This is a genomic window from Aeromonas sp. S16(2024) (assembly GCF_041403065.1).
In the GTDB taxonomy this organism is placed as follows: Bacteria; Pseudomonadota; Gammaproteobacteria; order Enterobacterales; family Aeromonadaceae; genus Aeromonas.
In genome coordinates this window covers 24,054-50,781 of the sequence record NZ_JBGLQX010000027.1, presented here as the reverse complement: position 1 = coordinate 50,781, position 26,728 = coordinate 24,054, and the positions used below count along the sequence as shown (strand labels likewise).

General features: G+C 61.5%; 24 protein-coding genes, 1 tRNA gene, 1 rRNA gene and 1 riboswitch. Of the genes, 20 read left to right on the top strand and 6 right to left on the bottom strand.

The features are described 5' to 3' along the window. Together rrf and ACB030_RS17500 are read left to right on the top strand one after the other, a co-directional pair. Positions 1–111, top strand: a 5S ribosomal RNA gene (gene rrf, locus ACB030_RS17505); the annotation flags it as partial. 106 nt (positions 112–217) lie between these two features. Then, positions 218–293: transfer RNA gene (locus ACB030_RS17500), tRNA-Thr, on the top strand. A 48-nt stretch (positions 294–341) separates the two neighbouring features. Here the strand turns inward: ACB030_RS17500 and ACB030_RS17495 are convergent. Beyond that, positions 342–545, bottom strand: a complete 204-nt coding sequence (locus ACB030_RS17495) for a hypothetical protein (RefSeq protein ID WP_371161548.1) — start codon at positions 543–545, stop codon at positions 342–344. Positions 546–686: 141 nt separating this feature from the next. Here ACB030_RS17495 and ACB030_RS17490 point away from each other — a divergent pair, with 141 nt between their 5' ends. The 10 genes from ACB030_RS17490 to hemB all read left to right on the top strand — a co-directional run bounded on the left by ACB030_RS17490 (position 687) and on the right by hemB (position 8,994). Further along, a complete protein-coding gene (locus ACB030_RS17490; protein ID WP_371161546.1) occupies positions 687–1,952 on the top strand; it encodes a cytosine deaminase in 1,266 nt (421 codons plus the stop codon). Between the two features lie 89 nt (positions 1,953–2,041). Further along, positions 2,042–2,419: a fluoride efflux transporter CrcB gene (gene crcB, locus ACB030_RS17485; RefSeq protein ID WP_205642812.1), complete on the top strand. Its 378-nt coding sequence runs from the start codon at positions 2,042–2,044 to the stop codon at positions 2,417–2,419. A gap of 65 nt (positions 2,420–2,484) precedes the next feature. Then, positions 2,485–3,237 carry a bifunctional demethylmenaquinone methyltransferase/2-methoxy-6-polyprenyl-1,4-benzoquinol methylase UbiE gene (gene ubiE / locus ACB030_RS17480; protein WP_025328844.1) on the top strand — a complete coding sequence of 251 codons (753 nt, stop codon included), beginning with the start codon at positions 2,485–2,487 and terminating at the stop codon, positions 3,235–3,237. A 20-nt stretch (positions 3,238–3,257) separates the two neighbouring features. After that, positions 3,258–3,866, top strand: a complete 609-nt coding sequence (locus tag ACB030_RS17475) for an SCP2 domain-containing protein (protein ID WP_371161553.1) — start codon at positions 3,258–3,260, stop codon at positions 3,864–3,866. Next, complete coding sequence (gene ubiB / locus ACB030_RS17470; protein ID WP_139438510.1) at positions 3,866–5,506, top strand: ubiquinone biosynthesis regulatory protein kinase UbiB; 1,641 nt, start codon at positions 3,866–3,868, stop codon at positions 5,504–5,506. Before ACB030_RS17475 ends, ubiB begins: the two co-directional genes overlap by 1 nt. A gap of 40 nt (positions 5,507–5,546) precedes the next feature. Continuing rightward, positions 5,547–5,795 (top strand): Sec-independent protein translocase subunit TatA, encoded by a 249-nt coding sequence (gene tatA, locus ACB030_RS17465; protein ID WP_025328841.1) that lies wholly within the window; start codon positions 5,547–5,549, stop codon positions 5,793–5,795. Positions 5,796–5,798: 3 nt separating this feature from the next. Beyond that, positions 5,799–6,248 (top strand): Sec-independent protein translocase protein TatB, encoded by a 450-nt coding sequence (gene tatB, locus ACB030_RS17460; protein ID WP_371161543.1) that lies wholly within the window; start codon positions 5,799–5,801, stop codon positions 6,246–6,248. Continuing rightward, positions 6,245–7,000: a twin-arginine translocase subunit TatC gene (gene tatC, locus ACB030_RS17455; protein ID WP_371161541.1), complete on the top strand. Its 756-nt coding sequence runs from the start codon at positions 6,245–6,247 to the stop codon at positions 6,998–7,000. Before tatB ends, tatC begins: the two co-directional genes overlap by 4 nt. Positions 7,001–7,188: 188 nt before the next feature. Then, positions 7,189–7,974: a TatD family hydrolase gene (locus tag ACB030_RS17450; protein ID WP_371161539.1), complete on the top strand. Its 786-nt coding sequence runs from the start codon at positions 7,189–7,191 to the stop codon at positions 7,972–7,974. A gap of 3 nt (positions 7,975–7,977) precedes the next feature. Then, on the top strand, positions 7,978–8,994 hold the full coding sequence (gene hemB, locus ACB030_RS17445; protein WP_371161537.1) for a porphobilinogen synthase: 1,017 nt from the start codon (positions 7,978–7,980) through the stop codon (positions 8,992–8,994). A gap of 62 nt (positions 8,995–9,056) precedes the next feature. Here the strand turns inward: hemB and ACB030_RS17440 are convergent, their stop codons facing one another. After that, positions 9,057–11,252 (bottom strand): immunoglobulin-like domain-containing protein, encoded by a 2,196-nt coding sequence (locus tag ACB030_RS17440; protein ID WP_371161535.1) that lies wholly within the window; start codon positions 11,250–11,252, stop codon positions 9,057–9,059. Between the two features lie 48 nt (positions 11,253–11,300). Continuing rightward, positions 11,301–11,385, bottom strand: a riboswitch (cyclic di-GMP riboswitch). Positions 11,386–11,845: 460 nt separating this feature from the next. Between ACB030_RS17440 and prlC the strand changes: the two genes are divergently transcribed. The 3 genes from prlC to ACB030_RS17425 all read left to right on the top strand — a co-directional run bounded on the left by prlC (position 11,846) and on the right by ACB030_RS17425 (position 17,474). Beyond that, positions 11,846–13,888: an oligopeptidase A gene (gene prlC, locus ACB030_RS17435; protein WP_371161533.1), complete on the top strand. Its 2,043-nt coding sequence runs from the start codon at positions 11,846–11,848 to the stop codon at positions 13,886–13,888. A gap of 205 nt (positions 13,889–14,093) precedes the next feature. Beyond that, positions 14,094–16,664, top strand: coding sequence for a putative bifunctional diguanylate cyclase/phosphodiesterase (locus tag ACB030_RS17430; RefSeq protein ID WP_371161531.1), 2,571 nt, complete (start codon positions 14,094–14,096; stop codon positions 16,662–16,664). Positions 16,665–16,715: 51 nt separating this feature from the next. Beyond that, positions 16,716–17,474: a class I SAM-dependent methyltransferase gene (locus ACB030_RS17425; protein WP_371161529.1), complete on the top strand. Its 759-nt coding sequence runs from the start codon at positions 16,716–16,718 to the stop codon at positions 17,472–17,474. Between the two features lie 62 nt (positions 17,475–17,536). On the opposite strand, the gene ACB030_RS17420 is transcribed toward ACB030_RS17425, so the two are convergent. From ACB030_RS17420 to rhlB, 3 genes are read right to left on the bottom strand one after another with little or no spacing between them, the layout of a single operon-like run. Further along, a complete protein-coding gene (locus ACB030_RS17420; RefSeq protein WP_371161527.1) occupies positions 17,537–17,791 on the bottom strand; it encodes a Rho-binding antiterminator in 255 nt (84 codons plus the stop codon). A gap of 30 nt (positions 17,792–17,821) precedes the next feature. Next, on the bottom strand, positions 17,822–19,312 hold the full coding sequence (gppA, locus tag ACB030_RS17415) for a guanosine-5'-triphosphate,3'-diphosphate diphosphatase (protein WP_371161551.1): 1,491 nt from the start codon (positions 19,310–19,312) through the stop codon (positions 17,822–17,824). 13 nt (positions 19,313–19,325) lie between these two features. After that, positions 19,326–20,615, bottom strand: a complete 1,290-nt coding sequence (gene rhlB, locus ACB030_RS17410; RefSeq protein ID WP_205642802.1) for an ATP-dependent RNA helicase RhlB — start codon at positions 20,613–20,615, stop codon at positions 19,326–19,328. A 113-nt stretch (positions 20,616–20,728) separates the two neighbouring features. Between rhlB and trxA the strand changes: the two genes are divergently transcribed. The 5 genes from trxA (at position 20,729) to fre (ending at position 25,996) form a co-directional block, all read left to right on the top strand. Continuing rightward, positions 20,729–21,055 (top strand): thioredoxin TrxA, encoded by a 327-nt coding sequence (trxA, locus tag ACB030_RS17405; RefSeq protein ID WP_025328829.1) that lies wholly within the window; start codon positions 20,729–20,731, stop codon positions 21,053–21,055. Positions 21,056–21,261: 206 nt separating this feature from the next. Continuing rightward, on the top strand, positions 21,262–22,527 hold the full coding sequence (gene rho / locus ACB030_RS17400; RefSeq protein ID WP_041206691.1) for a transcription termination factor Rho: 1,266 nt from the start codon (positions 21,262–21,264) through the stop codon (positions 22,525–22,527). Positions 22,528–22,635: 108 nt separating this feature from the next. Then, entirely contained in the window at positions 22,636–23,640 is a 1,005-nt protein-coding gene (locus ACB030_RS17395; protein ID WP_371161524.1) for a hypothetical protein, read from the top strand. 33 nt (positions 23,641–23,673) lie between these two features. Beyond that, on the top strand, positions 23,674–25,143 hold the full coding sequence (gene ubiD, locus ACB030_RS17390) for a 4-hydroxy-3-polyprenylbenzoate decarboxylase (protein ID WP_025328827.1): 1,470 nt from the start codon (positions 23,674–23,676) through the stop codon (positions 25,141–25,143). 154 nt (positions 25,144–25,297) lie between these two features. After that, positions 25,298–25,996, top strand: coding sequence for an NAD(P)H-flavin reductase (fre, locus tag ACB030_RS17385; protein ID WP_042648685.1), 699 nt, complete (start codon positions 25,298–25,300; stop codon positions 25,994–25,996). 178 nt (positions 25,997–26,174) lie between these two features. On the opposite strand, the gene ACB030_RS17380 is transcribed toward fre, so the two are convergent. Next, on the bottom strand, positions 26,175–26,432 hold the full coding sequence (locus tag ACB030_RS17380) for an accessory factor UbiK family protein (RefSeq protein WP_010672374.1): 258 nt from the start codon (positions 26,430–26,432) through the stop codon (positions 26,175–26,177). Between the last annotated feature and the right edge of the window lie 296 nt (positions 26,433–26,728).

Below are 26,728 nucleotides of genomic sequence, written 5' to 3'. Positions count from 1 at the left end.
GCGGCCATAGCGCCGTGGAACCACCTGATCCCATGCCGAACTCAGAAGTGAAACGCGGTAGCGCCGATGGTAGTGTGGCATTCGCCATGCGAGAGTAGGACACTGCCAGGCTTCAATTAAGCAATCACAGCGATGTGGTTGGTCGCGATACGACGTCAGGTTGTATTGGACAGAAGATTTAGATAACGCACGCAGTGCGGTCTTTACCGGTTAGTGTGCTGATATGGCTCAGTTGGTAGAGCGCATCCTTGGTAAGGATGAGGTCCCCAGTTCGACTCTGGGTATCAGCACCATGAAAACGAAAGCCTCCCTGAAAAGGGAGGCTTTTTTGTTTTTCCCATTCAGTTCATCGAGATCTGTCTGGCATCGAGATAGAAGCGGGCCCGCCCGGATGCCTCTATCTGAATGGCTGCGACCAGCTGTTCATTCCGCCTGTACTCCCACTTTTCGTCGAACGCTGTCAATGGGGGCTTGTTGATGCCCAGCGTCTGCAGATATTCGTGAAACAAGCCTGCGCTGCCGATCTCGGTCAATCCTGCTTTCATTCCTATCCACTCCCTTTATCGGTGCTGTTCTTCAATGATGTCAGCCTCATCTGCATTCTGTGTGAACGCTTTTCTATTAAATTGATCCGAGCTAAGTTGTGGATTGGCAAAGGCAACCAGCGTCTCGAAGGGGAAAGGAACATGTTGATAAAGAATGTGCGTCTGAGTGGCAGGGAGGGGTTGTGGCAGATCCTGTGTCAGGATGGCCTGATCAGGACCATAGCCCCCATGAGCCAGGTCCTCCTCTCCACCCGAGAACTGGATGGGGAGGAGGGGATGGCGATGGCCCCCTTTATCGAGCCCCATATTCACCTCGATACTACCCAGACCGCAGGGGAGCCGAGCTGGAACCTCTCCGGCACCCTGTTCGAGGGGATAGAGCGCTGGGCCGAACGCAAGGCGCTACTGAGCCATGAGGATGTGAAGCACCGGGCTATCCAGACGCTGAAGTGGCAGATCGCCAACGGCATCCAGTTTGTGCGCACTCACGTCGATGTCTCTGACCCCAACCTGGTGGCCCTGAAAGCCATGCTGGAGGTACGGGAGGAGATGAAGGCGTGGGTCGATCTGCAGATCGTCGCCTTCCCGCAGGAGGGGATCCTCTCCTATCCCAACGGCAAGGCTTTGCTGGAAGAGGCGATCAGGCTGGGAGCCGACGTGATAGGCGCCATCCCCCATTTCGAGTTCACCCGGGAATATGGGGTCGAAAGTCTGCATTACATCTTCGATCTTGCAGAGAAGTATCAGGTTCTGGTGGATGTGCACTGCGACGAGATCGATGATGAGCAGTCCCGCTTTATCGAGACCCTGGCGACCCTCGCCTACGAGCGCGGCATGGGCCATAGAGTCACCGCCAGCCACACCACCGCCATGCACTCTTATAACGGCGCTTATGCGTCCCGCCTGTTCCGTCTGCTCAAGATGGCGGACATCAACTTCGTCGCCAATCCGCTGGTGAACATTCACCTGCAGGGACGTTTCGATACCTACCCCAAGCGCCGTGGCATCACCCGGGTCAAGGAGATGCTGGAAGCGAACATCAACGTCTGCTTCGGTCACGACGATGTGTTCGATCCCTGGTATCCCATGGGAACGGCCAACATGTTGCAGGTGCTGCACATGGGGCTGCATGTCTGCCAGATCATGGGCTACGAGCAGATCAACGACGGCTTGAAGCTGATCAGCAGCCACAGTGCCCGCACCCTGAACGTGCAGGATCGCTATGGCGTCGAGGTGGGAAAACCGGCCAACCTGCTGATCCTGCCCGCCGAGAACGGCTTCGATGCGGTGCGTCGTCAGGTGCCGGTGCGCTATTCAATCCGTCACGGCAAGGTGATTGCCGAGACCCGGCCAGCGCAGACCTCCCTGCATCTGGATCAGATTGAGCCGGTGGATTTTCGTCGATGAGGCAACTCACCCCTGTAGATTAATTGCCCCGCTATCGCCGCTTGCCGGCATTTTGCATAATGTCGGCCTGACACTTATGGAGCCTCCCTATGCAAACCTGGTTATTTGTCGCGGCAGGCGGTGCCATCGGCGCCTGCCTTCGTTTTGGTATCGCCGAGTTGATGGCGCTGCTGCTGGGACGCCACTTCCCCTATGGCACTCTGGTGGTCAACGTGGTGGGTTCCTTCATCATGGGCATCGCCTTTGCCCTCATCAGCCATGGCCATGTGGTGGAACACCCCATGAAGCCGCTGCTGATGGTGGGTATCCTCGGTGCCCTGACCACCTTCTCCTCTTTCGCCCTGGATACAGTGGTGCTGGCACAGCAAGGTGCCTATCTGAAGGCACTGCTCAATATGGGTCTCAATCTGTTCCTCTGTCTGGCCATGGTCATGCTGGGGATGCAGTTGGTTGCCAGCCGGGTTTAAGGTGTCCGCAGGTCATAGGCTCTGGTAAACTGGCGGCCATTCTTTGCTCTATGGGTGTTTGAGGGATGTCGGAACAGACTAATACTACGCATTTTGGCTATAAAACCGTGGCGGCGACCGAGAAGGAAACTCTGGTGGCTGGCGTCTTTCACTCGGTGGCGGCCAAGTATGATCTGATGAACGATCTGATGTCATTCGGCATCCATCGCCTGTGGAAGCGCTTCACCATCGACTGCTCCGGTGTGCGCAAGGGTCAGAAGGTGCTGGATCTGGCCGGTGGCACCGGCGATTTGACCGCCAAGTTCTCCCGCATCGTCGGCGAGACAGGCCAGGTGGTGCTGGCGGACATCAACGACTCCATGCTCAAGGTGGGCCGCGACAAGCTGCGCAACCTGGGCGTGGCGAACAACGTCTCCTACGTGCAGGCCAATGCCGAGGCACTGCCCTTCCCGGATAACCACTTCGACGTCATCACCATAGGCTTCGGCCTGCGCAATGTGACCGACAAGGACAAGGCGCTGGCCTCCATGTTCCGGGTGCTCAAGCCGGGTGGTCGCCTGCTGGTGCTGGAGTTCTCCAAGCCTTCGACCGAGGTGATCGCCAAACTCTACGATCTCTACTCCTTCAAACTGCTGCCGAAAATGGGCGAACTTGTCGCGAACGACGGGGAAAGCTACAAGTACCTGGCGGAATCTATTCGTATGCACCCGGATCAGCAGACCCTGGCTGGCATGATGGAAAATGTCGGTTTCGAGCAGGTGGAGTTCTACAACCTGACCCAGGGTGTGGTCGCCCTGCACCGTGGTTACAAGTTTTAAGGTTGCCTATGCCAATCCCGATACAACTGGATGCCATGGTCACCGCGGTGATCGAAACCAGCCTCAACCAGTTGCTGGCACTGGACAAGCAGAGCCCGGCGCGGCTGCGCAAGCTCGTGGGCAAGGTGCTCAAGCTGGAGCTGCGTGAGCTCAAGCCGCTCTGGTTTGTCTTCTCCGAGCGTCGACTGGACGTGCTGGCCCGCTATGAAGGGGAACCCGACGCCGTGCTGAGCCTGTCGCTGACGGCGATCGGCCTGTTGAAGGATCCTTCCGCCCTGACTCGCTATATCCGCGAGGAGAAGCTGGACTTGAGCGGCGATCCCCAGCTGGTGCAGGCCTTCAGCGCCCTGCTGGGGGAGCTGGACATCGACTGGGAGGAGGAGCTGTCGCGCTATACCGGCGACGTGCTGGCTCATACCCTGTGTGGCGGCGCCCGTCAGGCCCGTCGCGTGGTGGGCCGCGAGCTGTGCCGCTCCCAACGCCAGCTGGTCGAGTACCTCACCGAGGAGGCCCGCCTCGCCCCCGGCCCCCTGGAAGTGGCGAGTTTCAACGACGACGTCGAGGTGCTGGCACAGCACATGAAAGCGGTCGAGTTGCGGCTGGCCCGCCTCGAGCAGCAGGTGAGCTGATGACCCCCAAGGAGTTCAAACGCCTCTATCGCATCGTCAGCATCCTGCTGGAGCAAGGTATCGACGAGCTGGTTCCCGCCCGCTATCAGCCCTGGCCCGGACGCCTGGTGCGCCGCAGCCTGTTCTGGCTCAAGAACAAGCAACCTGAGCTGTGCCGTGGCGCCCGCATTCGCCTCGCCTTCGAGGCCCTGGGCCCCATCTTCATCAAGTTTGGCCAGATGCTGTCGACCCGCCGGGATCTGTTGCCGCCGGACATCGCCGAAGAGCTGGCCCTGCTGCAAGACAGGGTGCCCCCCTTCTGCGGGCAGGAGGCCAGGCGCCAGATAGAGGCGAGCCTGGGTTGCCCCATCGAGACCCTGTTCGATGACTTCGACGAGACGCCGCTGGCGTCCGCCTCCATTGCCCAGGTCCATACCGCCCGCTTGAAGGAGAATGGCCGGGAGATCGTCATCAAGGTGATCCGTCCCGATATAGAACCCGTCATCGAGGCCGATCTGCGCCTGATGCAGGCGCTGGCTCGTCTGGTGGCCCGTTTCGTGCCCCAGAGCGCACGGCTGCGCCCTGTCGAGGTGGTGGAGGAGTACCGCAAGACCATACTCGACGAGCTTAACCTGATGCGGGAGGCAGCCAACGCCATCCAGCTGAGGCGCAACTTCACCGGCTCAGAGGCGCTCTATGTGCCCGAGGTCTACACGGATCACTGCCGCGAGCAGGTACTGGTGATGGAGCGCATCTACGGCATTCCCGTCTCCGACATAGCCGCGTTGGAGGCCAACGGCACCAACATGAAACTGCTGGCGGAGCGCGGGGTCGAGGTCTTCTTCACCCAGGTGTTCCGTGACAGCTTCTTCCATGCGGACATGCACCCGGGCAACATCTTCGTCTCCTACGAGCATCCGGAGAATCCGCTCTGGATTGGCATCGACTGCGGCATAGTCGGCACCCTGAACCGGGAAGACAAGCGCTACCTGGCGGAGAACTTCCTCGCCTTCTTCAACCGCGACTATCAACGGGTGGCGCAGCTGCACGTGGAGTCCGGCTGGGTACCGCCCGACACCAAGGTGGACGAGTTCGAGTTCGCCATCCGTACCGTGCTGGAGCCCATCTTCGAGAAGCCGCTCTCCGAGATCTCGTTCGGCCATGTGCTGCTCAACCTGTTCAACACCGCCCGTCGCTTCAACATGCAGGTGCAGCCCCAGCTAGTGTTGCTGCAGAAGACCCTGCTCTATGTGGAAGGGCTGGGGCGCCAGCTCTACCCGCAGCTGGACCTGTGGCAGACCGCCAAGCCTTACCTGGAAAGCTGGATGCACGAGCAGGTTGGTCCCAAGGCGGTGCTCAATGCGATCCGGGAGAAGGCCCCCTTCTGGGCGGAGAAGTTGCCGGAGCTGCCGGAGCTGGTCTACGAGACCCTGCGCCAGGCGCGGCATCAGCAGCACCACTTCGAGCAGATGTTCGCCGATTTTCGCCTGCACAGCCGTCGTCAGGGACAGGCCCGCTACCTCTTAGGGGTGGGAGCCAGCCTGCTGTTGGTGGGTGTATTCTTGCTGACCCAGAAACAACATATTGAGTGGGGACAAATCAGCCTCGCCGGCGCCGGATTATGCTGGCTGCTGGGCTGGTTGAAGACCCGCATTCATTAATTAAACTGCGCCATCAGGCGCCTATCCTGGAGAGAAAGTCATGGGTGGTATCAGTATTTGGCAATTGTTGATCATCGCAGTCATCGTCGTGCTGCTGTTTGGTACCAAGAAGCTGCGCGGTATCGGCGGCGATCTGGGTGCCGCCGTGAAGGGGTTCAAGAAGGCGCTGTCGGACGATCCGGCCGATGCCAAGCCTGAGCAGAAGGATGCTGAGTTTCCGGCCAAGCAGCTGAACGAGACGGCCAGCAGTGCCGAGACCGCCAAGCAGAAAGACAAAGATCAGGCCTAAGCCATGTTCGACATCGGTTTTTGGGAGCTGGTCGTCATCGGTGTCGTCGCCCTGGTGGTGCTGGGTCCCGAGCGGTTGCCGGTCGCCATCCGTACCGCCAGCCACTGGATCAGGCTGATCCGCAGTACCGCCAACTCGGTCAAGACCGAGCTGGAGCAGGAGCTCAAGTTGCAAGAGCTGCACAATGATCTGAAGAAGGCCGAGCAGCTGCAGATGAACAACCTGAGCCCAGAGCTGCAGGCGTCCATCGAGCAGTTGAAGGCGGCGGCCCAGTCGGTGAACCGTCCCTATCAGCCACAGCAGGAAGCGCAGAACGAGATCCGCCCGCCCGTCGCCCAGGCTGAACCTGCCACGCCGGTGGAGCCTGCGGTGCAGCTGGCCGAGGTACCGCCGGTCAACAGCCAGCGCGAGCCCGTCAGCGAGTCTGCCGGCAAAGGGGAGGTGAAGCCATGAGTCAGGCCGAACAACCCCTTATCAGCCACCTGGTGGAGCTGAGAACCCGTCTGTTGCGATCGATCTCTGCCATCCTGCTGGCGTTTGTCGCGCTCATCTATTTCTCCAACGATATCTACGATTTCGTGGCCCGGCCGCTGCTCAGCCAGCTGCCTGAAGGGACCAGTATGATAGCGACGGACGTGGCGACCCCCTTCATCACGCCCATCAAGCTGACCCTGGTGGTCTCCTTCTTCGTGGCCATCCCCTATCTGCTCTATCAGGCCTGGGCCTTCATCGCCCCTGGCCTGTACCAGCACGAGCGGCGCCTCATCATGCCGTTGGTGGCCTCCAGTGCCGTGCTCTTCTATGCCGGCATGGCGTTCGCCTACTACGTGGTGTTCCCCCTGGTGTTCGGCTTCTTCACCAGCACCGCCCCCGCCGGGGTGACGGTGGCGACCGACATCGCCAGCTATCTGGACTTCGTGCTGACCCTGTTCTTCGCGTTCGGGGTGGCGTTCGAAATTCCGGTGGCCACCATACTGCTCTGCTGGACCGGGGTCACCACCCCCAAGAACCTGAAGGAGAAGCGCCCCTACGTCGTCGTCGGGGTCTTCGTGGTCGGCATGCTGCTGACCCCGCCCGATGTCTTCTCCCAGACCCTGCTGGCGATCCCCATGTGGGCGCTGTGGGAGATAGGTCTCTTCTTCGCTCGCTTCTATGTGAAGAAAGAGGACGAGGAAGAGCAGGAACAACCGGATGTGGAGAGCTGAGGCTCTGTTCGTCATCTGTTTGCCGGACGGCGAGAGGATGACGAAGTCCGCAGGAATAGCAGAACGAGGGGAGCTGAGGCTCCCTTCCTCTTTTCATGCATCCGTTCGAGGCGTATGGTAAGGCCCCATCGAGTAGATGGTTTTCAAATACCTGATATGTATTCCTTTTGTTCGGAACCTCTGATCCCATGATCGACATTGGTCTCAACCTCACCAGCCCCCAGTTTGCCGGCGAACAGCCAGAGCTGGTGGCCCGCGCCCGCGCCGCCGGGGTGGAGGCGCTGATCCTCACCGGTACCGATCTGGCCGGCAGCCGCGAGAGTGCGGCACTGGCCGCCGAGTGGCCCGGTTACTGCTTCTCCACCGCCGGGGTGCATCCCCACGATGCCAAGAGCGTGGATGCGCAGACCCTGCCCGCCCTGCGCGCGCTGGCGGCCCTGCCCCAGGTGGTGGCCATCGGCGAGTGCGGGCTCGACTACAACCGCGACTTCTCTCCCCGTCCGGTGCAGGACGCGGTGTTCGACACCCAGCTGGCGCTGGCCGCCGAGCTCGGGATGCCGGTGTTTCTCCACTGCCGCGATGCCCACCCCCGCTTTGTCGAGATCCTGCGGCCCTGGTTGCCCAGATTGCCGGGGGCCGTGCTGCACTGCTTCACCGGCTCCGACGAGGAGCTGGATGAGTGTCTGGCCCTAGGGCTGCATATCGGGGTGACCGGCTGGCTGTGCGACGAGCGGCGCGGCCAGCTGCTGCGCGAGCAGGTGGCGCGCATCCCCGCAGGTCGCCTGATGATCGAGACCGATGCTCCCTATCTGGTACCGCGGGATCTGAAACCCAGGCCCAAACGCAACGAACCCGCTTTTTTGCCGCACATCGCCCAGGTGGTGGCGGCCTGCCGTGGTGAAGCGCCCGAGGCCTTGCTGGCCCATACCAGGGCCACCTCCGCCGCATTTTTCCAACTTCCTCTTTTGGAGTGATTCATGGCCATAACTCTTCCGGGCGCCTTTCCGGGTCGCCGCCTGCGCCGGGTGCGCAAACATGATTTCAGCCGTCGTCTGGTGCGCGAGAACCAGCTGACCGTCAACGATCTCATCTATCCGGTGTTCGTGCTGGAGGGGGAGGGTCAGCGTGAGGCCGTCGCCTCCATGCCGGGGGTGGACAGGCTCTCCATCGATCTGCTGCTGGCTGAAGCCGAAGAGCTGGTGGCCCTCGGCGTGCCCGCCATCGCCCTGTTCCCGGTGACGCCGCTGGCGCAGAAGAGCCTGCTGGCGGAAGAGGCCTATAACCCGGACGGGCTGGCCCAGCGTGCCACCCGTGCCCTCAAGGCCCGCTTCCCGGAGCTGGGTGTCATCACCGATGTGGCGCTGGATCCCTTCACCACCCATGGTCAGGACGGCATCATAGATGACGAAGGCTATGTGCAAAACGACATCACCACCGAGATCCTGGTGAAGCAGGCGCTCTCCCACGCCGCTGCCGGGGCCGACATAGTGGCGCCGTCCGACATGATGGATGGCCGCATCGGGGCGATCCGTGCCGCACTGGAAGAGAACGGCTTCGTCAACGTCCAGATCATGGCCTACTCCGCCAAGTACGCCTCCAGTTACTATGGTCCGTTCCGCGATGCGGTGGGTTCCGCCGCCAACCTCGGCAAGAGCAACAAGGCCACCTACCAGATGGATCCGGCCAACGGCAACGAGGCGCTGCACGAGGTGGCGCTGGACATCGCCGAAGGGGCCGACAGCGTCATGGTCAAGCCGGGCATGCCCTATCTGGATGTGATCCGTCAGGTGAAGGATCAGTTCGGGGTGCCGACCTTCGCCTATCAGGTGAGCGGCGAGTACGCCATGCACATGGCGGCGATCCAGAACGGCTGGCTGAAGGAGAAGGAGTGCATCATGGAGTCCCTGCTCTGCTTCAAGCGGGCCGGGGCTGACGGCATCCTCACCTACTTCGCCAAGCGGGTCGCGCAGTGGCTGAAGGAAGATGCCCGTTAAGCAGACATGATGGATAAGAAGAGGGGAGCCGATGGCTCCCCTCTTTCGTTACTGATAACTGATTACAGCCTGGTCCAGGCGTCGCTCCAGGCAGTGCCAGTACCCGGCGCGTAGTGGCTGGTCGAGCCGCCACACCAGCCGCTGTAGGGCCAGGGTTTGCACTGGTAGTTGCCACCGGCATTGCTGACCCGATCACCGGCCTGATAGCCGGAGTTGGGGACGTAGGCCGGGTAGTCGCCATCGCTGCCGCCGTTGTCGCCCTCTTCGGCCAGGGTGATAGGGAAGCGCTGCACCACCGGCTGCTGGCCGTCCGCCAGACCGGTGATGACCACTTCGTAGCTGCCATCGGTGACGTTGCTGCCCTGCAGTACCAGGGGGCTGGTGCCGTTCACCTTGCTGCTGGTGGTGCCGTGGCTGCTGCCGCTCTGCTCCAGGGTCGCGGTGATCTGCACCGGGTTGGCGGTGGTCACGTTGAAACGGATGCTGACCTGACCGTTGACTATGGTGTACTCGGATCCCATGGCGCTGACGGTGAAGTCGCTGCTGCCGATCACCGGCGGCTTGCTGCCACCGTCACAGTCGCTGTCGCCCTGCAGGCGCCAGACGCCCCAGTCACCCGTGGTGCCCGGCTCTTCGTTCTGGGTCCACCAGCCAGCCAGCCAGTTCTTGCCGTTGTGGCTGACGATGTCGCCGCCAACGTAGACCTTCTTGGCATCCCAGCTGTTTTCACAGATGGCGCCCTGCTCCTTGACGGTGACATTGCGCTGCTGGGTCACCAGCTGGCCTGCGCTGTCGCTCACCTGATAGGTGAGGATGTAGCGGCCGACCCTGTTGCTGTCGACACTGCCACTGACCTTGATCTGGGCGGTCAGGTCGCCATCTTCTTCGTCATGGGCGCTGACACCTGTCATCGGATCGAAGGGGGTGCCCAGCTCCAGCGTGGTGTCGGAGACGCCGCTGAAGACCGGCTTCATGCTGTAGACCTCGATGCTGCGCACCTGCTCGGTGACGTTGTTGCTGCTGTCGCTCACCTTGTAGGTGAGGGGGTAGAGACCGATGCGCTGGCTGTCTACCGAGCCTTCAACCAGGATCTGACCGGTCAGGTCGCCATCTTCCTTGTCGTTGGCCGTCACTCCGGCCAGGGGATCAAAGGGAGTGCCCTGCTTGATGCGGGTATCGCTCACGCCGCTGAACACCGGCTTGCCGTTATCGACCGGCGGGGTGATCTCCTGCTCGTGGATGAAGGGGCCGTAGCTCTTGATGAAGGATTCATTGTAGGACTGACCGGCGGCGCTGCGACCCATGTCCCAGTTGATGGACCAGGTCATCACGCCACGCAAGGGCTGGCCCTGGTTCTTCAGCTTGTTGAAGGCATCGAACAAATCCTGTGGATTCTTGACGTAGCCGGTGGCGGCGCCATCGATGTTGGCTGGGATGCCGAACACCAGTTTGTCGTGGGGGATCTTGTGGTAGCCACGGGTGCCGTTGCTCAGGGAGTCCGCCATGTAGTAGATGAAGTCTTGCTTCAGGGCATCATTGCTCTGGGCAATCCAGCCGATGTTATCTACCCAGATGCCATCGCCCCCCTGGTTGTAGAACTGCGGGTTGATCCAGTCGTAGTAGCCTTCCAGGGCGCGAATATAGGGGGTGTAGGCCCCGTTTTCCCTCAGGTAGGGGAACTCGGGTGCCATGGTGATGAGGAAGTTTTTCCCTTGGGCGCGGTAGTGATCCTTGACCAGACGCAGGGCGGCCGGGATCACGGTCTGGTTGTTGGCGGCGGTGACGGCAGCCTGCTCCAGATCGATATCCAGACCGTCGAAACCATAGGTCTCGACCAGACGGATGATCTCGTCTGCGAAGGCCTGCTCCTGACCGGTGCGCATTTCGATGTGCGCATCGGCACCACCCAGCGCCAGCAGCACGGCACGGCCCTGACGGTTCAGCTCGGCGATCTGCTCGATGAACTGGCTTTCGCTCATGCCGGTGGCGGGGTCAAGCTTGAAGGTCGGGATCGGGTCGTTACCATGGACCTTCATGAAGGAGACATCGACCACATTGTATTGCGGGTTGATCTGATCGAGCTTGACGCAGGGGGCGACACCGCCCTTGTAACCTGCGCCGTCGCACCAGTTGTGCCAGTAGCCGACCACGACGCCGGATTGCGGGTTGACCATGCTCTGGCCAGCGGTTGCTGCGTGCAGCATCGGGCTGGTGGCGCCGATCAGGCAGCCCAGCAGGGAGAGTTTGAACTTGCTCATTGTTGCTCCGTACGTTGCAAAAGGAGGCCCATCAAGGGATGGGCTTCGGGGGGCAGCCCCGCTGTCATAGGAAAATCCCTTAGACCGGTGGCTTTGCGTGGTGGTCTTTCGAGCCACTTTGCCTTTTTCACCCGACCTCTGTGTGGCACAGACAATCAAGTGGCCCCTAAATTAGTCGCATATGGTAGGAGGGGGAAGATAAATTAATCAACGCGCTATCCTGCGTGTCACATTTTGGAAAAAGTTAGTAATTCAACATGTTCCAGAATGTTTTTGCTTAAATAACGCGATACATGAAGGGCGCAAAAGCCAGATGGCCACAGGCTTGGCAAGGTTTTTACAGTGGTGAACCTGTGGGAGTGGATCGCCCCTTGTTGGCACGGGAAGCGGGGGGAATCCGTCCATCGGCCTGTGTCATTTGCTGACGCTGAGGCGTGCCTGAGGGACGGAGGTGAATTCGCCTGTGAGAAGGATGGCAAAAAGGGGGCTGGAGTGTGATTCCAGCTTGATTATTGCATGGGTTGCCCACATGTTAGAAAGCCACACAGAGCTGCTAAAGCGGTCTGTTCAAGACCAAACAAGAGGTAACCGGGATGAATAACCCTTTGCTGACAATGGACTCGCTGCCTCCCTTCAGCCAGATCCAGCCCGATCAGGTACAAGCTGCCGTGACGCAGGCCATCGCCGATTGCAAACAGAAGATTGAGGATGTGCTGGCTCAGCGGGAACCCCACACCTGGGACAGCCTGATAGCCCCGCTGGAGGAGGTCAATGACCGTTTGTCCCGAGTTTGGTCGCCGGTCAGCCACCTCAACGCCGTGCAGAACAGCGAGGCGCTGCGCGCGGCTCACGACGCCTGCCTGCCGCTGCTCTCCGAATTCCAGACCTATGTGGGCCAGCATGAAGGTCTCTATCAGGCCTATCTGGGCCTCTCCGAGAGCGACGACTTCCTCCTGCTGAGCGGTGCCCAGCGCAAGGAGATCCAGAATACCCTGCGCGACTTCCGCCTCTCCGGCATAGGTCTGCCTGCCGAGGCGCAACAGCGCTATGGCGAAATTCAGGCTCGCCTCTCCGAGCTGGCCTCCCGCTTCAGCAACAACGTGCTGGATGCGACTCAGGGCTGGAGCAAGCTGGTGACCGACGAGGCCGAACTGGCCGGTCTGCCAGAGAGCGCGCAGGCGGCCGCCCGCCAGATGGCCGAGCAGAAGGGCAAGGAGGGGTGGTTGTTCACCCTGGATATTCCTTCTTATCTGCCGGTGATGATGTACTCGGACAACCGTGCTCTGCGTGCCGAACTGTACGAGGCCTTCACCACCCGCGCCTCGGATCAGGGGCCCAATGCCGGCAAGTGGGACAACTCCGCCATCATGACCGAGCTGCTCACCCTGCGCCGCGAGCTGGCCCAGCTGCTGGGCTTTGCCAACTATGCCGAGCTCTCCCTTGCCACCAAGATGGCGGACAAGCCGGACCAGGTGGTGAGTTTTCTCACCGATCTGGCGGCCAAGTCCCTGCCGCAAGGCAAGGCCGAGCTGGAGGAGATCCGCGCCTTCGCCGCCGAGCAGCACGGTCAGCGCGAGCTGGCCGCCTGGGATCTCGCCTACTACGCCGAGAAGCTCAAGCAGCACAAGTTCTCCATCTCCGACGAGCAGCTGCGTCCCTACTTCCCCGCCAGCCGGGTGGTGAAGGGGTTGTTCGAGGTGGTCAAGCGGGTGTTCGGCATCAAGGTGTGCGAGCGCCTCGGCATCGACACCTGGCATCCCGACGTGCGCTTCTACGACATCTTCGATGCCGAAGACGAGCTGCGCGGCAGCTTCTACCTCGACCTCTACGCCCGGGAACACAAGCAGGGCGGTGCCTGGATGGATGTCTGCCTCGGCCGTCGCTACCGTCAGGATGGCTCACTGCAAAAGCCGGTGGCCTATCTCACCTGCAACTTCAACGGCCCGGTGGATGGCAAGCCGGCCCTGTTCACCCACAACGAAGTGGTCACCCTGTTCCACGAGTTCGGCCACGGCATTCACCACATGCTGACCCAGATCGACGTGGCCGGTGTGGCCGGCATCAACGGCGTGGCCTGGGATGCGGTGGAGCTGCCGAGCCAGTTCCTCGAGAACTGGTGCTGGGAGTCCGAGGCGCTGGCCTTTATCTCCGGCCATCATGAGACCGGCGAGCCGCTGCCTGCCGATCTGCTGGAGAAGATGCTGACGGCCCGCAACTTCCAGGCGGCGATGCAGATGCTGCGTCAGCTGGAGTTCGCCCTGTTCGACTTCCGCCTGCACCGGGAGTTTGACCCGGCCAATCCGGATCAGATCCCGACCCTGCTGAGTGAAGTGCGCAGCCAGGTGGCGGTGATGACGCCACCGGCGTTCAACCGCTTCCAGCACAGCTTCTCCCACATCTTCGCGGGCGGCTATGCGGCGGGCTACTACAGCTACAAGTGGGCCGAAGTGCTCTCCGCCGATGCCTTCTCCCGCTTCGAGGAGGAAGGGATCTTCAACCCGGCCACCGGCCAATCCTTCCTGAAGCACATTCTGGAGAAGGGGGGCTCGAAAGAGCCGATGGAGCTGTTCCGCGCCTTCCGCGGTCGCGAGCCCAAGGTGGATGCCCTGCTACGTCACAGCGGGATTGCCGCCTGAGGCCCAGCGCCCTTCGCCGCTGTGAGCTTCATGCAGGTACAGATTTGCGACATAGTGGGATCACAGCGTGATTTTTGAGATAAAAAGGGACCTTTTGGTCCCTTTTTCCAAGGCTTTTTAATATCTTGCGGAGTGCATGTTTGCACTGGCCCCGCCTCTTCAGTAGAGTCGGGTTCTACCTTCCAGGGAGAGAAAGAACCTTGCCATGAGGCGAGCACTCGAGTCTGTCTATCAAATCATCTCAAGCCTGTCTCATTCGAGTGGCCGAGGATATTTCGATACCTTTGTGAGTGAAATCGCCAACGCGGTCGGGGCTGACTTCGTCCTGATTTCAGGCAAGGAGCAGGCCGGGCTCTTCTTCACGGTGCATGCCGCCTATCCCGCCTCTCTCGACATCAATTCCTACAGCTTCCCCCTCGCGGATACCCCGGGCGAAATCGTCATGCAGCAGGGAGAAGCCTGGTTCAGCGATCGTACCCGGGAGCTGTTCCCCCATGCGGCCGTGCTGGAGCGCTGCCAGGTCAAGGGCTATGCCGGCGTCGCGTTGAAGAGTGCCGAAGGCGAGACCCTGGGGCTGTGCAGCGTCATGTTCAAACGGGCCACCCCCAGAATGGACAAGATCATGGGACTGCTGCGGCTGCTGGCACCGCTCGCCGGCCGCGAGCTGGCCCTGATGTATCAGCAACAGTTGCTGCTGCCGCCGTCGCCGGCCCAGACGGAATATCCCCATTTTCTGGACACCATGATGTCCCATGCGCCGGTCGGCATCGGCAAACTCGATCTGCACGGCACCATCCTCTGGGCCAATCCGGCCATCGAAAAGATGCTGGGTTACAGCCAGCAGGAGCTGCAGCGGCTCACGGTCGCCGAGATCAACCACCCCGACGACTGGCTGCTCAGCATCCCTCTCTACGACGCGCTCAAGCGAGGAGAGCGCCCCGCCTTCACCCAGGAGAAGCGCTACCTGCACCGGGATGGCTCAGTGCTGTGGGGCCGGGTGACTGTGACCCTGATCCGCAACGAGCAGATGCATCCCGACTACCTCATGGTGGTGCTGGAGAACATAGACCCCATGAAGCGCCATGCGGAGCAGCTCAAGCTCTCCCACCGGGTCTATGACAACCTCTCCGAGGCCATCCTGGTGTGCGATGCCGACAGCCGCATCATCTCGGTGAACCCGGCGTTCGAGAAGATCACCGGCTACAGCGAGGAAGAGGCCCGTGGCCAGCGGCCAAGCATGCTCAAGTCCGGGCTGCACGATCAGACCTTCTACGCCGACATGTATCACGCCCTGGAGCGGGTGGGGATCTGGCGCGGCGAGGTGTGGAACAAGCGCAAGAACGGCAAGCTCTATCCCCAGCAGCTGATGATCAGTGCCCTGCGGGAAGGGGGCCGGATCAGTCAGTACATCGCCATCTTCAGCGATCTATCCCAGACCAAGCTGGCGGAGCAGAAGATCGCGGCCCAGGCCAACTATGACAACCTCACCGGCCTGCCAAACCGCTGGCTGTTCGGCCGCTGCCTCGCCCGCTTCTGCGAGCGGGGGGAGCGCTTCGCGCTGATGGTGCTGGATCTCAACAACTTCAAGGCGGTCAACAACAGCATGGATCACCATGTGGGCGATGCCCTGCTGCGAGAGGTGTCGGATCGGCTGGTGAGCCGGGTGCGCACCGAGGATCTGGTGGCCCGCATCGGCGGCGACGAGTTCGCGTTTCTGGTGCCCGGCATAGTCAACCGGCGCCAGGCCGAGGTGTTCGCCAAGCAGGTGATCGGCGGCTTCGCCCGTCCCTTCATGCTGGCGAACCAGCACCTCTATGTGACGGCGACCATGGGCATCACCCTCTGCCCCTGTGACGGGGCCGACAGTGACGAGCTGCTGCGCAACGCCGAGCAGGCGCTGTTCGTCGCCAAGCGGCAGGGGCGCTCACTTGGTACCTACAGCGCCTCCATGCGCGAAGAGGTGAGTCAGCGCCACCAGATGCAGCAGGATCTGGCGGAGGCCATCAAGCTGGCGCAGCTGACCATGGCCTATCAGCCCATCTGGGACAATCGCAGTGGCCGGGTCGCCAAGCTGGAGGCCCTGGTGCGCTGGTATCACCCCCACTGGGGTCAGGTCTCGCCGGCAGACTTCATCCCGCTGGCGGAAGAGGCGGGGCTCATTCAGGGGTTGGGGGCCCTGGTGCTCTGGCAGTCGTGCCGGGATCTGGCCCGCTTGCAGCGATCCGGCTTCCCGGATCTGCAGATGTCCATCAACCGCTCCACCCTGGAGTTCCAGACCATAGATCCCGAGGCGAACGAGTGGCTCAGGGTGATCCGTCACTTCGGCCTGGACCCCAAGGACATCATCATAGAGATCACCGAGTCCCTGCTGATGGAGAGCAGCGATCAGCACAGGGTGCGGATCGATGCCCTGCGCGAGGCGGGCTGCAAGCTGGCCATCGACGATTTCGGCACCGGCTACTCGGCCCTCAACTACCTGCGCACCTTCCCGGTGGATCTGGTCAAGATAGACAGATCCTTCGTGCGCCACATCCCCTTCAACGAGCAGGACAGGCTGCTGCTGGACGGCATCATCAACATAGTGCACAACCTCGGCATGCAGGTGGTGATCGAGGGGGTGGAGACCCGTGAGCAGCTCAACTTCCTCTGCCAGAAGGGCTGTGCCTTCACCCAGGGCTATCTGCTCAGCCGCCCGCTGCCCTACGACGATCTGGTGGAATACCTGACCCTCAATCGCCAGGGGATGAACCTGGCCAATCTGACCACAGTGAGCTGATCTCCCGCTTCTGCTATCATGCCCGCTTCCGTGCCGCCATGAGTCTTCGTTATGCCCCATATCCAGGTTTTCAGTGAAGTGCCCGCCCGCGACGGCGAGCTGGACGCCCTGCGTCTGCGTCTGGCCGAGGTGGAGTTTCCAGCCCCCTTTGCGCTGGTGCTGACTGACACCAGGCTGGAGCTGCGCAAGCTGGACGAACCCAAGCTCGGCGGCGTCTATGTGGACTTCGTGGAAGGGGCCGTGGCACACAGACGCAAGTTCGGCGGCGGACGCGGCCAGTCCATCGCCAAGGCGGTGGGGCTGAAATCCGGGGCCATGCCGACAGTGGTGGATGCCACCGCCGGGCTGGGGCGCGACGCCTTCGTGCTGGCTTCCCTTGGCTGCAAGGTGACCCTGATCGAGCGCAGCCCCGTGGTGGCGGCCCTGTTGCAGGATGGGTTGGCGCGGGCGGCGCAGGATCCCGAGATAGGCTCCTGGGTCAGCGAACGCATGCATCTCCTGCAGGGGCCTGCGGTGGACAACCTGCTGGCGTTGCCGGAGCGGCCCGATGTCATCTACCTGGACCCCATGTTCCCCCACAAGCAGAAGTCGGCCCTGGTCAAAAAAGAGATGCGGGTGTTCCAGTCCCTGGTGGGGCCGGATCTCGACGCCGATGCCCTGCTGCCGGCGGCGCTCAAGATGGCGGACAAGCGGGTGGTGGTGAAGCGCCCGGACTACGCGGGCTGGCTCAATGAGCACAAACCCAGCATGGCCATCGAGACCAAGAGCAACCGCTTCGACGTCTATGTGATGGCGGCGCTGGCGGGTTAAGGATCAGCGGGGTACAAAAAGGAGGGCCAACATGATGTTGGCCCTCCTTTTTTGCCTTGGGGTCAGCGGGCGGGGGCGAAGCGGATATGCCGCGCTTCCCCCTGCCAGACGAGATCCAGGGTCGCGAGATCGGCGAGGCTGAAGCGCTCGCCGCTCTCCAGCAGCAGATACTCGACGCCGTCGCTGGCTGCTATGGTGCGGATCTTGTCATCCCACCGGCGACCGTCGCGGCTGGCAAGGGTCACCGGCAACTGCCAGCGGGCGGCTATCTCGAGCCAGTCGTAGAGGTCACAGCTGATGGGTTGGTAATCCGGCATGATCGACTCCCAGACAAGCAAGTTTCCGGTTCAGGCTTCCTGCACGCGGGTGGGCCAGCCCATCTTCTGCTGGCGCTCCACCTCGAGCCGCAGCTCGCTGGCGCGCAGGTAGTGTTCGTCCATCCACCCTTTGGGCAGGGTCAGGGTCAGGGACTCCTCCTCGGCCTGCAGGGTGAAGCTGGGCACTGTGCCCTGGGTGCGGCGCATGCAGAGGATCAGCGCGATGCGCAGGATGCGGGCCAGCCGGATCGCCTGGCGACCGGTGACGGCGCCCTGCTTCTCCAGGGTGTCCAGCTTGAATTCGTCCCGCTGGTTGAACAGCAGGGCTGACAACAGCTTCTTCTGCGCAGGGGTAAAGCCCGGCATGTCGATGTTGTCGATGATGTAGGCGGCGTGTTGTGGCGCCTTCTTGTACTCGATGCAGAGGCCGATCTCGTGCAGCAGAGCCGCATAACGCAGGATAGGGCGGCCGTAACGCTTGGAGAGACGCCAGGTCGGCTGCAACTGGTTGAAGGCGTCGACGGCGGTGTCGCGTACCCGCTCGGCGTGCTCTTTATCTAGCTGATAGCGGCTGATCAGGCTGTCGGCGGTTCTGTCCCGGGCATCACAGTCGTGATTGTTGCCCAGCAGACCGTAGATCAGGCCTTCCCGCAGGGCGCCGCCCGCGAGGGTCATGCTCTCTATGTTCAGGGTCTCGAAGATGGCGATCAGGATGGCGAGGCCGGAGGGGAACACGGTCAGCCGCTCGGCGGCCAGCCCCTCCAGCTGCAACCGATCCAGCTTGCCACAGGCGATGGCCTGACCCATCAGCTCCTGCAGCTTGGGCAGGGTGACTCGCTCGCTCTTCCCTTGCGCCAGCATGATCTCCTGCAGCGCCTGGACAGTGCCGGAGGCGCCGACGCAGGTGCGCCAGCCGAGGGCGCGGTAATCTTCCGCCACCTTCTCCAGCACTGCCTTGGCGGCGGCAATCGCCTGCTCGAAACGGGCTTCGCTCAGTTCGCCGTCACCGAAGTGGTTGTTGAGCCAGGTGACGCAGCCCATATGCAGGCTGTTGAGCAGCTTGGCTTCGCTGTGCTCGCCGATCACCAGTTCGGTGCTGGCGCCGCCTATGTCGATTACCAGGCGGTTGCCTTCCCCGGCGGAGGTCCAGGAGACCCCCTCGTAGATGGTCTTGGCCTCTTCCTCGCCCGAGATGATCTCGATGCTGTGGTTGAGCACCCGTTCCGCTTCGCTCAGGAACTCGTCGACGTTGGTGGCGAGGCGCAAGGTGGCGGTACCCACCACCCGGATGTTGTCGGACGGAATGTCCTGCAACTGCTCGGAGAACAGGCGCAGGCAGTCCCAGCCCCGCTCCATGGCGGCACGGCTGAGACGAAATTCCGGATCGAGACCAGCGGCGAGGCGAACCTTGCGCTTGACCTTGGTGACGGTGCGCAGGGCACCGGCGACCTCGCGCACCACCAGCATGTGAAAGCTGTTGGAGCCGAGGTCGATGGCGGCATAGAGCGGCGAGTTGTGCAACTGGGCCAGTCCCTTAGTTCTTGCGTGGCGGACGGCGGCGGTTGTTGCTGTTGCCACCACCCTGGCGATCCCGCATGTTGCGGTTCACCGGCTGACGGTTGCGGAACACCCGTTTCGGGGGGGTCACGTCATCCAGCAGGGAGTCGCGATCGTACTTGCTGACCGGGATGGGGTGATGGATGTACTCCTCGATGGCCGGCAGGTTGAAGGCATAGTCTTCACAGGCCAGGCTGATGGAGTGACCGCTCTTGCCGGCACGACCGGTACGACCGATACGGTGTACATAGTCTTCGGCGTCGTCGGGCAGGTCGTAGTTGAAGACGTGGGTCACGTCGGGGATGTGCAGACCACGGGCGGCCACGTCGGTGGCGACCAGGATGTCCAGCGTGCCCTTGGTGAAGTCTTCCAGGATCTTCATCCGCTTCTTCTGCGGCACGTCACCGGTCAGCAGGCCGACGCGGTGGCCGTCGTTCTCCAGCCACGCATGCACGTCTTCGCAGACATGCTTGGTGTTGGCGAAGACGATGGCTTTTTCCGGCCACTCTTCTTCCATCAGGGAGAGCAGCAGCAGCATCTTGTCTTCGTTGGAGGGGTAGAACAGCTCCTCCTTGATGCGCACGCCGGTCATCTGCTCCGGCTCTACTTGGACGTGTTCCGGGTGGTTCATGTGCTCGTAGGCCAGCTCCTGCACCCGCAGGGAGAGAGTGGCGGAGAACAGCATGCTCAGACGCTCGGTGGCGGGCGGCATGCGGCGGAACAGGAAGCGGATGTCCTTGATGAAGCCGAGATCGAACATGCGATCCGCTTCATCCAGCACCACGACCTGGATGTTGCCCAGATCGATCACGTTGGACTTGAAGTAGTCGATGATGCGGCCAGTGGTGCCGATCAGGATGTCGACGCCCTGTTCCAGCACGGCCAGCTGCTTGTCATAGCCTTCGCCACCATAGGCGAGACCGAGCTTGAGCCCGGTGGAGGCTGACATGCCTTCTGCATCGTTGTAGATCTGGACCGCCAGCTCCCGGGTCGGGGCCATGATGATGGCGCGGGGCTGATTGACGAGGCGCGGCCTGGTCAGCGGATGGGTCAATAAATAGTTGAAGGTCGCGGCCAGGAAGGCAAGGGTCTTGCCGGTCCCCGTCTGGGCCTGACCGGCGAGGTCATGGCCTTCAACCAGCAGGGGCAGAGACAGTGCCTGGATGGGCGTACAATAGTGAAATCCCTTTGATTCCAGACCAGCCAGAACTTCGGGTTCGAGGCCCATTTGGGCGAATTTTTCGGTCGTTAGATGTGTTTTGCTCATGGCGGTAGGTTATCAGGTTAGGCTTGCAATAATAAACAGGATCATTTCAAATAGGGCAACTATTGCCTTTGTTGAACCATCAATAAAGCCTTAATTACTGACTGGAGTTGGAGATGAGTGACAAGATTGTTCAGCTGAGCGATGCCAGCTTCGAGGCCGATGTAATCAAAGCCGACAGCCCCGTTCTGGTCGATTTCTGGGCTGAATGGTGCGGTCCGTGCAAGATGATTGCCCCGATCCTGAACGAAGTCGCCCAAGAATATGCCGGTCGCGTGACAGTGGCGAAATTGAACATCGATCATAACGCCGACACTCCGCCCAAGTATGGCATTCGCGGTATCCCGACCCTGCTGCTGTTCAAGAATGGCGAAGTGGCAGCGACCAAGGTCGGCGCCCTGTCCAAGACTCAGCTGAAAGAGTTCCTGGACGGTAACCTGTAATAATCAAGAAGGAGCGCATTGCAATAATGCGCTCCTTGTGTTTTATCACCTAGACGCTCATCCCGATTGGTGCTAGTTTATCGTTCGTTTGCTAACCTTTTTGCCTGACTCTTTGCTTAACAACAGCCTGGCAAGTCAAATCCGATCAGCATCAATCCAGCAGACTGTCTCCTCATTTCAATCCTTGCTTACAGACTCTCACCACTATGAATCTGACTGAACTAAAGAACACTCCTGTGTCTGAGCTGGTACAGCTTGGCGAATCCATGGGGTTGGAAAATCTGGCTCGGGCGCACAAGAAAGACATCATCTTCGCGATCCTCAAGGCGCACGCCAAGGGTGGCGAGGATATCTTTGGCGACGGTGTGCTGGAAATCCTGACCGACGGCTTTGGCTTCCTGCGCAGTGCAGATGGCTCCTATCTGGCCGGCCCGGACGATATCTACGTCTCCCCGAGCCAGATCCGCCGTTTCAACCTGCGAACCGGCGATACCGTTTCCGGCAAGATCCGGCCACCGAAAGAGGGCGAACGTTATTTCGCGCTGCTCAAGGTCAACGAGGTCAACTACGACCGCCCGGAAAACGTCCGCAACAAGATCCTGTTCGAGAACCTGACCCCGCTGCACGCCAACGAGCGTCTGCGCATGGAGCGCGGCAACGGCTCGACCGAAGACATCACAGCCCGCGTACTGGACCTGGCTGCCCCCATAGGTAAAGGCCAGCGTGGCCTGATCGTGGCGCCGCCCAAGGCCGGTAAGACAATGCTGCTGCAGAACATCGCCCAGAGCATCGCCTACAACCACCCGGACTGTGAACTGATCGTGCTGCTCATCGACGAGCGTCCCGAAGAAGTGACCGAGATGCAGCGCATGGTGAAGGGGGAAGTGATCGCCTCCACCTTCGACGAGCCTGCTTCGCGCCACGTTCAGGTTGCCGACATGGTGATCGAGAAGGCCAAGCGTCTGGTCGAGCACAAGAAGGATGTGGTCATACTGCTTGACTCCATTACCCGTCTGGCTCGCGCCTACAACACCGTCATCCCGTCATCCGGCAAGGTACTGACAGGTGGTGTGGATGCCAACGCCCTGCACAGACCCAAGCGCTTCTTCGGCGCCGCTCGCAATGTTGAGGAAGGCGGCAGCCTGACCATCATAGCGACCGCGCTGGTCGACACCGGCTCCAAGATGGACGAGGTGATCTACGAAGAGTTCAAGGGTACCGGCAACATGGAACTGCACCTCTCGCGCAAGATTGCCGAGAAGCGGGTCTATCCGGCCATCGACATCACCCGCTCCGGCACCCGCAAGGAAGAGCTGCTGACTGCGCCGGACGAGCTGCAGAAGATGTGGATACTGCGCAAGATCATTCACCCCATGGGCGAGATCGACAGCATAGAATTCCTGATCGACAAGCTGGCAGCCACCAAGACCAATGACGAGTTCTTCGACTCCATGAAGCGTCAGCAGAAATAACTGCATCTTGGAATGACAGAACCGCGGCCCAGGTCGCGGTTTTTGTTTATCTATTTCACGGCTGGCTTAGTAGTATGTGAGCCTGGATGTCACAAGGACAGGGACGTCATGAAGCTGGTATTTCTCATAGGGTTCTGCTTGATGCTGGCCGCCCCGGTGCAGGCCGACTCCCCCCCGCAGCTGCAGGCGCCGCTGGTGGCGGACGAGGGGGTGCAGGGTCACCGCGACTATCTGAACGGCCGGCTGGCCCTCGGCCAGTTTGATGCCATGGACTCGCTGCTGGAGACCCTGTCGGTGGGGCAGCGGGAGTATTTGCTGCATCAGCTGCTGAGCGGGCTCAAGTCATCGGACGCCCCCAGCCCCGCCCTGCTGGCCTGGGTACGGGAGCAGGCCGCCAAGGCACCGCAATGGCTGGTGGAGGGGGAGGTGGACGGTTTCCTGGTGCAGCTGCCCGCCTATGATTTTGCCGCCGAGGCCCGGCTGGTGCTCAACCACTGGCAACAGCTGGCCTGGCAGGACAACTACCGCCAACTGCTGGAGCAGAACAGCTTCGACTACAAGCAGCTCTACTACAGCCGCAACCCTGAGCTGGCCCGGCAGCAACAGGCGCTGCTGGCCGTGCTCGATGAGCAGCCCGCCTCAGTGCTGCGGCGCGAGGCCGACCGGCTCGCCTCACTCAACCTCTTCCTGCCTGACAACCAGTTGCTGCTGCACCTCATCGAGCGGACCGGCGATACCGCGCTCTATCTGAAGTTGTGGCGCCAACCCGTGGATCACGACAGCCTGGCTGCCCTGCACTCCATTTCTCGCTTCCATACCGGCCAGGAGGCGAGCGATCTGCTGATCGCCGCCAGCCGCAACGGGCGGCTGATGATCCCCGCCCTGCAGCAGCTCAGCCGGCTCTCGCCGCTGCCGGACGGTGCCCAGCAATACCTGCTGACCGAGCTCGGCAAGCACCAATATGGCGGCCTGGTGGCCGGTCTCTTGCTGCAGATGGACGAGCCCAGGCTGCTGGGCCAGCTGGCGGACAGGCTCACCCGACAGGAGCGGCGTCACGCCTCGTCCATCATGCTGCCCGATACGGGTACACCGGATGCGCGGCCAGGGTTATAATGCGGAACCTCCTGACCCCGCTAGGGTACCTGCATGAAATACAAGGACTTGCGTGATTTCATCGCGCAGCTGGAACAAACCGGACAGCTCAAGCGCATCAGCCGCGAGATAGACCCCTATCTGGAGATGACCGAGATCAGCGACCGCACCCTGCGTGCGGGCGGCCCGGCCCTGCTGTTCGAGAATCCCAAAGGCTATTCCATGCCGGTGCTGACCAACCTGTTCGGCACCCCGGATCGGGTCGCCATGGGCATGGGCCAGCCCAACGTCGGTGCCCTGCGCCAGGTTGGGGTCTGGCTCTCCTACCTGAAAGAGCCAGAGCCGCCCCGTGGTCTCAAGGAGCTGATGGAGAAGCTGCCCATCTTCAAGCAGGTGCTCAACATGCCGACCAAGCGGCTCTCCTCCGCCCCCTGCCAGCAGGTGGTGCTGGAGGGGGACGCGGTAGATCTGGACCAGATCCCCATCCAGCACTGCTGGCCCGGCGATGTGGCGCCCCTGGTGACCTGGGGGCTGACCATCACCCGTGGCCCCTACAAGAAGCGCCAGAACCTCGGCATCTACCGCCAGCAGAAGATCGGCAAGAACAAGCTCATCATGCGCTGGCTGGATCACCGCGGCGGCGCCATCGATTTTCGCGAGTGGCAGGAGGCCCACCCGGGTGAGCGTTTCCCGGTGGCGGTGGCGCTCGGCGCCGATCCTGCGACCATACTCGGCGCTGTGACGCCGGTGCCTGACAGTCTCTCCGAGTATGCCTTCGCCGGCCTGCTGCGGGGCAGCCGCACCGAGGTGGTGAAGGCCCTGAGCTGCGATCTGGAGGTGCCCGCCAGCGCCGAAATTGTGCTGGAAGGCTATCTGGAGCCGGGGGAGATGGCACCCGAGGGTCCCTACGGGGATCACACCGGCTACTACAACGAGGTAGACGAGTTCCCGGTGTTCACCATCACCCACATGACCATGCGCCGCGATGCCATCTATCACAGCACCTACACCGGCCGCCCGCCCGATGAGCCAGCTGTGCTCGGGGTGGCGCTCAACGAGGTGTTTGTGCCGCTGCTGCAGAAGCAGTTCCCCGAAATCGTGGACTTCTACCTGCCGCCGGAAGGTTGCTCCTACCGGATGGCGGTGGTGACCATCAAGAAGCGTTATCCCGGCCATGCCAAGCGGGTGATGCTGGGGGTCTGGTCCTTCCTGCGCCAGTTCATGTACACCAAGTTCGTGATCGTCTGCGACGACGACATCAACGCCCGGGACTGGAAGGACGTGATCTGGGCCATCACCACCCGGATGGACCCGGCGCGGGACACTACCCTGATCGAACACACCCCCATCGACTACCTCGACTTCGCCTCGCCGGTCTCGGGGCTCGGCTCCAAGATGGGGCTGGATGCCACCAACAAGTGGCCGGGGGAGAGCAACCGGGAGTGGGGTCAGCCCATAGTCCAGGACGAGGCGGTGAAGCAGAAGATCGACGGGATCTGGGACGAGTTGAAGATCCTCGACTGAGCGACCCGCCCGGGCTGGCGGCCATACCGACGCAAAAGTGCGGTATTGCCGTGCCGAATTGGGTATGCTCGACTGACTTGACCACGAGCTGGTCACCAGAAAACAGTGAAACCATGAGCGAAGCGGGCCGGGCAGGCCCCTCACAAGGACAAGAATGCAACGTATCAAGTGCCGCGTAGAGGAACTGCGCGAATATGTCGACACCATCTGGCACGTGGCCCTGACGCCGCAGCAAGCGGTGAGCTTCAAGCCTGGCCAGTATCTGCTGGTGGTGATGAGCGATTCGGACAAGCGCCCCTTCTCCATCGCCAACTCGCCGACCCGCTCCGGTGTGCTGGAGCTGCAGATCGGTGCCACCCCGGAAAACGCCTACGCCGGTCAGGTGCTGGCCCGCATGCGCGAGCAGGGGGAGATCGAGATCGAGCTGGCGGCGGGCAAAGCCTTCCTGCGCGACGAATCGCCGCGCCCCCTGATCCTGATGGCGGGCGGTACCGGCTTCTCCTACGCTCGCGCCATCCTGGAGTATCTGATCGACACCGGCAGCAAGCGCCCGGTGTTCCTCTACTGGGGCGTGCGCCAGGCGCACTGGCTCTATGAGCAGGGGCAGATGCAGCAGTGGGAGCGCGACTATGCGCCGCTCACCTTCATCCCCGTGGTGCAGGAGCCACAAGCGGACTGGACCGGCAAGACCGGCCTGGTGCACAAGGCCATCATGGATGACTTCGTCAGCCTGCATGACTACGACATCTATGTGGCCGGTCGCTTCGAGATGGCGGGGGCCGCCCGCGAGGAGTTCAAGGTGCTGGGTGCCGAGCCCGAGCGCATCTTCGGCGACGCCTACGAATTTATCTGATCCCTGTCCCCCCGAGGAACGCCTATCTGCTCCCTTCTCCCCTCGCGGGAGAAGGGGCGGGGATGAGGGGGTGAGCAACCTGGTTTGCCAGCCCGTATCAGCCCCCCTGGGCATCAGAAACAACAAACCCCAGCCTGGCTGGGGTTTGTCTTATGTGCCGACGGGACGTCGAGCAGGATTACTCGCCCTTGGCGGCGAGCTGTTGTTCCAGCTGGGCCAGCTTGGCTTCGAGGGCGGTCAGCTTCTCCCGGGTGCGCAGCAGCACCTTGGTCTGCACGTCAAACTCTTCGCGGCTCACCAGATCCAGTTTGTTCAGCTGGGCCTGCAGCACCTGACGGGTCTTCTTCTCCACCTCTTCACCCATGCTGCGAATGCCGGGCGGCAGGGCGTTGTGTATCTGTTTGGCGATCTCTTCCAGTTTTTTCGGGTCGATCATGGGGTTCTCCTTGAGCAATGGCGCCATTCTACCGACAAATCCCCCCCTTTGCCGAGATCGGGGTGGCTTTTTGCGCCACCGAACCGGACAGGCTCTGGTCGGGTCTGGTGATAAGGGGAAGACTGTTACCCTCTTTCGCCGGGGATCAATTCCAATTCCTTGATGTTGTACACAAAAAAATCAGATCAGATGACCGACCAGAGGCTTATTAATTGTTGCGTTGCTGTTAAGATGGCTCGGTCGGGTTTGGACCCTACCCCGTCAGGCTCATCATGGATAACAACATAAAAGAGATA